The 2,329-nt window shown below is 46.5% G+C and carries 3 protein-coding genes; all 3 read right to left on the minus strand.

Features of this window, described 5'->3' with window-relative positions; genetic code table 11:
- Nucleotides 1-25: 25 nt before the first annotated feature.
- Genes FKN93_RS17190 through FKN93_RS17200 form a run of 3 tightly spaced genes read right to left on the minus strand, consistent with a single transcriptional unit; the run spans nucleotide 26 to nucleotide 2,246 of the window.
- The gene (locus FKN93_RS17190; RefSeq protein WP_170905748.1) at nucleotides 26-1,603 is read right to left on the minus strand and encodes an IS66 family transposase; all 1,578 of its coding nucleotides are present in this window, start codon (nucleotides 1,601-1,603) and stop codon (nucleotides 26-28) included.
- 26 nt (nucleotides 1,604-1,629) lie between these two features.
- Nucleotides 1,630-1,965 carry an IS66 family insertion sequence element accessory protein TnpB gene (tnpB, locus tag FKN93_RS17195; RefSeq protein WP_159373565.1) on the minus strand — a complete coding sequence of 112 codons (336 nt, stop codon included), beginning with the start codon at nucleotides 1,963-1,965 and terminating at the stop codon, nucleotides 1,630-1,632.
- A complete protein-coding gene (locus FKN93_RS17200) occupies nucleotides 1,965-2,246 on the minus strand; it encodes a transposase (RefSeq protein WP_159373566.1) in 282 nt (93 codons plus the stop codon). Before FKN93_RS17200 ends, tnpB begins: the two co-directional genes overlap by 1 nt.
- Between the last annotated feature and the right edge of the window lie 83 nt (nucleotides 2,247-2,329).

A 2,329-nucleotide genomic window follows, 5' to 3' on the forward strand; every position in this document is an offset into this window, starting at 1 on the left:
GGTAACCGGTCACTTTAGGACCGGTTCACCCCATTTCAGCGACATCGGATGTTAAAAAATTATCAGCGAACTTCTTTTTCCACTGAAGTGGCGTGAGCTCTGCAACGTCAGTGGCTGGATGGATCGCCACTCGCTGTAAAACATCAACAAGGTAATGGTAAGGGTTGATACTATGAAGTCGGCAGGTCACCATTAAGCTCTGGAGCACACCCAACTGCTCCGCACCCAACTCAGTCCAACAGAACAAGAAGTTCTTTCTTCCCATTGGAATAACGCGCAAAGCTCGTTCAAGATGGTTCGTGTCAATTTGAAGATGTGGGTTCGAGAGGAACACTTTCAGTTCATCGCAGCGTTCACCGGCATAGTTCAATGCCTTAAGAAGCTTATTCGAGGGCAAGTATTCCGGATTTTGTCTCTCTTGGTAAACCCATTCAAAAAATTGAGTCACTATCGGCTCGCTGTTTTTTTGTCGATACTCTAGCGCTTTATCCGACGGTAACTGAGCATTTCGGATGTGCTTTTCATACTGGTACAGCTGGGCTATCAAGCCGAGGGCGTGCTGTGCCAATTGAGGTTCGATATCTAAAGCTTGCTCGAAGTAACGGCGAGTATGTGCCCAGCAGGTGGCGTGCGTCACTTTCTCATCGTGTTCATTGAGTTGTTTCACCGCTTTAGTATACGCGGTGTAGCCATCACTTAATAACGTGCCCGAAAACCCTTTTAGTTGGTCAACAGCGAACTGCGTTCCTCGGCTTTTTGACCACGTGAACGCGACTTCATCTTCTTCACCATAGATTGGCCAGAAGTACGTTTGCTGCATTTTCCCCTTTGATTTGCGACCGGCTTTCATTGGCACTTCATCCATCGCCAACACTTTGCTTTGCAAAATATGGTCATGCTGCGCCTGATAAATCGGCTCAAGAAGCCCTATAGCTTTCTGTATGTAGTTGATGAGGGTGGCGCGGCTGAGTTGAATGCCACTGTCCAATAAGCGTTGATGCTGTCGGTAAAGTGGAAGATGGTAGACCGCTTTATCCACCATTAAGCCAGCCAGTAAAGACACATCCGCATAGCAACCCTCGAGAACATTCACCGGGGCTGGGATGTTCGATAAGGTGTGCTCTTTTTTATGACGCACTACTGGACGTCGATAGACAAGGATCACATAACTGCCTGGGCGCTGGGCAAGACGAGTCGTTTCTTTGTAATCAATCACCTCGTAGTTATCGGCCTCTTCCCCTTCCAATTCTGGAGCAGAGAGTTCGATAATTTTACGTGGAACGGATTCGTCAAAGCGTAGACCGGTATCGTTGACTTCATCTCCTGAGCGCTGAGTTTTATTACGGCGCTTGTGTGATGGGATGGTAATACCAGTATCTTGGTCGACAGAAGGTTCTGGTTTCTTCTCAAACAAGGACGCTTGTTGAGGGTCTATCTGGAGTTGTTTTTCAGATTTGCGCCCAAAAAGCTGACGCTGGAACCAGGAGAGTTGATTTTTAAGTACAGCCAGTTCCTCTGCTTGCTTAGCCATTTCTTTGGCTTGTTTTGCAAGAAGAGTCTCCATTTCCTTGGTATTTAACTGACTGATATCACTGGTTTTCATGATTGAAATCATACCATAAAGACGACTTAGAGTCGCCTTTTATGGGGAGATTTTTGCCAATCAATGCCATCAATTAAGCATTGAAGTTGCGTCCAGGTCAGAGGGTGTTTTTGTGTTGGGGAACCAATTTTCTGATAGAGGCCTCGCTCCAATCGCTTGCTCCATAAACAGAATCCGCCTTTGCTGTAATAAAGGATTTTCATCATGGTTCGCTTGCGGTTAATGAAGACAAACAACTCTCCATTATTGGCACGCACTCCGAACTTAGATTGAACCAGTGCAGACAGGCCGTCGAACTGCTTTCTCATGTCGACCGGTTCAGTGTATAGCCAAATCTTGAAGTCTGGATTTTGAATGAGCATTAGTTGTGCCGCATGCGCAATGTCACTCCTCCTGGCAACGAGAGTTCAAGGTCCCATGGTTGGGATTCTTGAGAGGGTGTGATTAACTGCCAATGGTCAGAGTCAGGCAAGTTAGAGAGCGTTTGCTCAGTAGAGGTTTGTCCCAGCAATTTTTTGCGCCATACGTAGAAATTAGAAGCGGTAATATTGTTCTGTCGGCAAAACTCACTCGCTTTGAGACCGCTAGCTTGGTATTGGTCGATGATGGTCTGCCAGTCATCAGGCGTGCGTCGTGAAGTCATATCTGATGCTCCTTGATTAGAATGAGTACCAGAATAGAGAGTAATTTTGCTAGGTTAAATACGCCCTAGAATGATCGGTTACG

The sequence above is a fragment of the Vibrio sp. A8-1 genome, from assembly GCF_013048685.1.
GTDB lineage: Bacteria > Pseudomonadota > Gammaproteobacteria > Enterobacterales > Vibrionaceae > Vibrio > Vibrio metschnikovii.

Excerpts from the sequence above, each read along its gene's own strand:
- FKN93_RS17190 (WP_170905748.1), bottom strand. The coding sequence starts at position 1,603 with ATGAAAACCAGTGATATCAGTCAGTTAAATACCAAGGAAATGGAGACT.
- FKN93_RS17200 (WP_159373566.1), bottom strand. The coding sequence starts at position 2,246 with ATGACTTCACGACGCACGCCTGATGACTGGCAGACCATCATCGACCAA.
- tnpB (WP_159373565.1), bottom strand. The coding sequence starts at position 1,965 with ATGCTCATTCAAAATCCAGACTTCAAGATTTGGCTATACACTGAACCG.